This is a genomic window from Halonatronum saccharophilum DSM 13868 (assembly GCF_000517025.1).
In the GTDB taxonomy this organism is placed as follows: Bacteria; Bacillota; Halanaerobiia; order Halobacteroidales; family Halobacteroidaceae; genus Halonatronum; species Halonatronum saccharophilum.
This window is the reverse complement of sequence record NZ_KI912094.1, coordinates 1-4,941: the sequence shown is the minus strand read 5'-3', so window position 1 is coordinate 4,941 and position 4,941 is coordinate 1. Positions and strand designations below refer to the sequence as shown.

Below are 4,941 nucleotides of genomic sequence, written 5' to 3'. Positions count from 1 at the left end.
ATAACCTTTTAAGATCAAATGGAACTTTGATAGTTTCTACTCCATTTGGAAAAGGTAGAAATGAAGAGTGCTCCAATCCATATCATTATAGACAATATAGAGAAGAAGAATTTAGAGATTTATTGAGTGTGTTTGAGAATGTAGAGATGTTTTATCAAAGAGATAAAAGAGTAGAGTCTAAACGAGAAGATGAAAAATATTACTTGATGGTTGCTGTTTGCAACAAGAAATCTTGAAAAAGGAACATTGTATAATTAAATGCACGGATAGTGCAAAAAATAAATGACACATATGAATACCTCATATATAATGTTAAATAACCACAAATAACATAAAGTGAGGTATTGATATGTGCCAAGATAATTATAACACAAATGAGAACAAAGGTGAACACTTAAAATGGGAAGATAGAAAAGTAATAGAACACTTGTATAATCAACAAAACAAGTCTCCCAAAGAGATTGCACAAGAGTTAGGTAGACATAGAACTACAATAAGCAGAGAGGTTAAAAAAGGCAAAATAGAGCTATTAAATTGGGACTATACAATTAGAATAGAATATGATGCATTAAAGGCTCAAAAGGTATATGATCAAAATGCTACAGCTAAAGGAGCTAAAATAAAAATAGGTAAAGATCACAGGTTAGCTGAGTTTATAGAGGAAAAAATCAAAGATAAGTATTCTCCAGAAGTAATTGCAGATATGATAAAAAATAGTGAAGATTTTGAAATAGAATTACATTGGAAGACTATCTATAATTATATAGATAAAGGCATCCTATTTGTAAGTAGAGAAGAGTTGACCTATGGTAATTATAAAAAGTCTAAAAAGACAAAGAAGAAAGAAAAAGAATCAACTAAAAGACGTAAAGAAGGTAGAAGAATATCAGATAGGCCTAAAGCAGCTGATGAGAGGTTAGAAGTAGGTCATTGGGAAATGGATCTAGTAGAGGGTAGAAAGGGAAAAGGAGAGCCTTTCTTATTAGTTCTAACGGAGAGGTATAGTAGAAAGAAATAATAGAGATTATACCTAATAAGACGCAGGAAGCTGTAATAAGAGGTCTGGATCGAATAGAAAGAAGAATAGGAGTAAAGAAGTTTAGAGAATTGTTCAAGACTATTACAACTGATAATGGGAAAAGAATTTTATAACTATACAGGAATAGAGACTTCTTTTACAAGAAGTAAAATTCCAAGGACAAAGCAATATTATGCTGATGCTTACTCTTCTTGGCAAAGAGGGAGTAATGAGAACTTAAATAAAATGATTAGAAGGTTTTTGCCAAAAGGAAGTAGCTTTAAGAATCTTAGTAGAAATCAAATTAAAAGAATTGAAAAATGGATTAATAATTATCCTAGGAAGATGTTTGGTTTTAAAAGTTCTAATAATATATTTGAAATAGGTTTAAATGTAGCATAAATAAACACATCATATGAGGTGTTTTTTTCCATAAAGGCTGTGCATTTTATATTGCAATTTTCAGCCCTGGATGTGAAATAAATTCCCTCTTTACATTTAAAGGGTTATATGGTAAGATTGAAAACAAATATTAATTAGGGAGTGGTATTAGGTGAGGCATATATATAAGGAAACATTTGCTTCATTGGTATGGAAATCACCAGTGTTAAATAGAGGAGAATAGGTTATAGAATAACTAAAAAATATAAAGGAGAGTTTATTATGACTCAAAAGAAGAATATCCTTACTGGTGATCGTCCAACTGGAAACTTACACTTAGGGCACTATGTTGGTTCTTTAGAGAATCGTGTTAAATTACAAAATGATTATAATCAATTTGTAATTATTGCAGATATACAAGCTTTAACTGATAATGCAGATAACCCTACAAAAGTACGTAACAATATTTTAGAGGTTGCTTTAGATTATCTTGCTGTAGGGATTAATCCAGAAGTTAGTACAATCTTTATTCAATCATTAGTACCAGAGATTGCAGAACTTACTATGTACTATTTAAATTTAGTGACAGTAAATCGATTAAAAAGAAATCCTACAGTTAAGAGTGAGATAGATCAAAAGTCTTTTGGAGAGAGTATTCCGGCAGGTTTTTTAACTTATCCTGTTAATCAGGTAGCAGATATAACTGCTTTTAAAGCAAGTCTCATCCCTGTAGGTGAAGATCAGTTGCCAATGATAGAGCAAACTTTAGAAGTTGTAAGAAAATTTAATAGAATTTATCAACCTGTTTTAATAGAGCCTGAAGCATTAATTTCTCAATTCCCAAGGTTACCAGGAACTGATGGTAAGAGTAAGATGAGCAAATCTTTAGGTAATGCTATTGCATTGGCAGATTCTCCAGATTCAATTGAAGAGAAGGTAATGGGAATGTTTACCGATCCTAATCATATTAGAGTTGAAGATCCAGGTAAAGTAGAGGGTAATCCAGTCTTTGATTATCTTGATATATTTGATCCAGAAAAAGATAAGGTTAAAGAACTTAAAGAAGATTATCGTAGAGGTGGACTTGGAGATGTTAAAGTTAAGAGACGACTTAATAGAGTACTACAGAACTTTTTAAAGCCAATTAGAGAGCGTAGAGAAGAGTATGCTAAAGATCCTGGAGAAGTAATGAATATTCTAAAAAAAGGTAGTGAAAAAGCTAGAATAGAAGCCTCTAAGACAGTTACTGAAGTTCGCAAAGCAATGCAAATAGATTATTTTTAGAGTAAGAGATAAAAAGTTCCCCTTGCTAGTTGATAAAGCTCAAATAGCAAGGGGATTTTTACTATTCTGACTAGATTTATAAGCAAAGAATTATAGAAGGAAACTAGGTTTAGTTATGTGAGCATTGACAATTTAATTTGTTTGGGGTGGTGGACGTTGGCCCTGAATCTAAAAGGATTAGAAAGGTGGTTTAATATGATAAAACCAGCAGGTTTAAAAAAAGGAGATAAAATAGCAACTGTAAGTTTATCCTGGGGTGGAGCAGGAGATAAAGATTTTAGGTACAGATATGAGGTAGGTAAAAGAAGAATAGAAGAATTATTCGGGTTAAATGTTGTAGAGATGCCTAATAGCTTAAAAGGTAGTAAATATCTAAGTAGGCATCCAGAAGCAAGAGCAGAAGATATGATGAATGCTTTTAAAAATAAAGAGATAAAAGCTATATTTTCTAATATTGGTGGTGATGATACCCTTAGATTATTACCTTATATAGATTTTGATGTTATAAAAAATAACCCTAAAATATTTATGGGTTATTCAGATACAACAGTAAATCATCTTATGTGTTATAAAGCGGGATTGATAAGTTACTATGGTCCCAGTATTCTAGCTGAATTTGCAGAGAATGTAGAGATGCATGATTATACTATAAAGTGGATTCAGAAAGTATTATTTACTAATAATACTATAGGGGAGATTAAAGGGAGTAAATATTGGACTTCTCAGAGGTTAGCATGGGAGAATGAAGAGAATAGTAAAATAAGAAGAGAACTGAATAAGGAAGAAAGAGGTTATGAAATTCTTCAAGGCAAGGGTAAAACAAAGGGTAAATTAATAGGTGGATGTATAGAGGTGTTGGATTGGTTGAGAGGGACTATCTTATGGCCTGATTTGAAAGAATGGGAGAATAAAATATTATTTTTGGAGACCAGTGAAGATAAGCCTACCCCTGATTATATAAGATGGTATTTAAGGTCCTTAAATGCGCTGGGTATATTTAAAAAGATAAATGGTTTAATTATTGGAAAGCCTCAAGATGAAAAATACTACGAAGAATATAAAGAAGAGTATTTGAGAGTAATAAGAGATGAAGCAAAAAGAAGTGATCTACCAATAATGTATAATATGAATTTTGGACATACAGCACCAATCTGTATATTACCATATGGAGTAGAGGCAGAAATAGATTGTGAAAATAAAAGGTTTAGAATTAATGAATCAGGAACAGTAGGTAAATAAGTCCAAAGGTGAGCCAAATTAATATAACAAGGCCTTGACGATATCTAAACTAAGAGAAGAAAAGTAAATGGAGTTGGCTTATCTTAGGAGGGGTAGATGTGGGTCGTAAAATCTTAGGACGTTAGATGACCGTAAGGTGATAGAAAGAAAGGTAATAATAGAAGTGTTTTGAATATATTTATAAAATAAATTATTATTTCTTTAAATTGTTTGCCATCAATAAGGATATATTTTAGCCAATAAGGTTGGAATTAGTTGTGTACACTATACAAATATAGAATTGGGAAATAAATATATATCTTTTATGGTTTCAAAAAAATAAAAAGTTCTTTAGAAACTAATGAAGATGAAATTTTTTGATAAAGGCTGTTAGTATTTTGATATCTTTAAATATCAGATTAAGAGTGATGCGGTGACGATCTTTTGTAGTAACTGTAAGATTGAGGAGCTGCCCTATGATTATAGAATCAAGAGTAGGATTCAAAGAATGGCCGTATTGATTTAAGCACCAGAAGAGAGTGTAAGAGAGGATCTAGCCGAGAGGGAAAATAAGGAGATATTTGATAGCCTAATGACGGGATAAGAGATAAGGTGTATGAGAATGAAAGAGTAAGAGTAAGAGGTGGTGAACAGATAATAAATGAAAGTTTTATAAAGAAAAGGATGTGGTATGTTAATGGGCCAAATAATAACAATATCAATACAGATCTTTAACTTTTTAGTATGGGGAGGCTTAATTGTTGTTGGATTTAAATTTATTAAAAAGACCTTTGAAGCATTAGATGCTATTGTTGAGATAAAATATATTTTAGAAGAGATAAAGGAGAAGTTAGACTAAAAATTAAATATCTTAATAAGATTATATGAGGAGTATTGGTTATAGATTTTTTAAGTTTGCAATTTCTTTTTTCCTCAATATTACTTTTAAATACAAAAAATTATGTTATAATAATTACTGATGCATACAATAATATAGTTGATTTTAAGGAGGAAATATAAATGGTAGAAGATAAAGGTTT

3 protein-coding genes and 2 pseudogenes are annotated in these 4,941 nt (G+C 30.9%); all 5 read left to right on the top strand.

All coding sequences use genetic code 11. The annotated features are described in order from the left end of the window. A pseudogene (locus HALSAC_RS14915) lies at window positions 1–236 on the top strand (SAM-dependent methyltransferase); the annotation flags it as partial. A 113-nt stretch (window positions 237–349) separates the two neighbouring features. Further along, a pseudogene (locus HALSAC_RS14910) lies at window positions 350–1,420 on the top strand (IS30 family transposase). A 261-nt stretch (window positions 1,421–1,681) separates the two neighbouring features. Continuing rightward, complete coding sequence (gene trpS, locus HALSAC_RS0103420; RefSeq protein ID WP_027339084.1) at window positions 1,682–2,683, top strand: tryptophan--tRNA ligase; 1,002 nt, start codon at window positions 1,682–1,684, stop codon at window positions 2,681–2,683. 195 nt (window positions 2,684–2,878) lie between these two features. Beyond that, a complete protein-coding gene (locus HALSAC_RS0103415) occupies window positions 2,879–3,922 on the top strand; it encodes a S66 family peptidase (RefSeq protein WP_027339083.1) in 1,044 nt (347 codons plus the stop codon). A 676-nt stretch (window positions 3,923–4,598) separates the two neighbouring features. Then, on the top strand, window positions 4,599–4,760 hold the full coding sequence (locus tag HALSAC_RS17010; RefSeq protein ID WP_156924134.1) for a hypothetical protein: 162 nt from the start codon (window positions 4,599–4,601) through the stop codon (window positions 4,758–4,760). The last annotated feature ends 181 nt before the right edge of the window (window positions 4,761–4,941 follow it).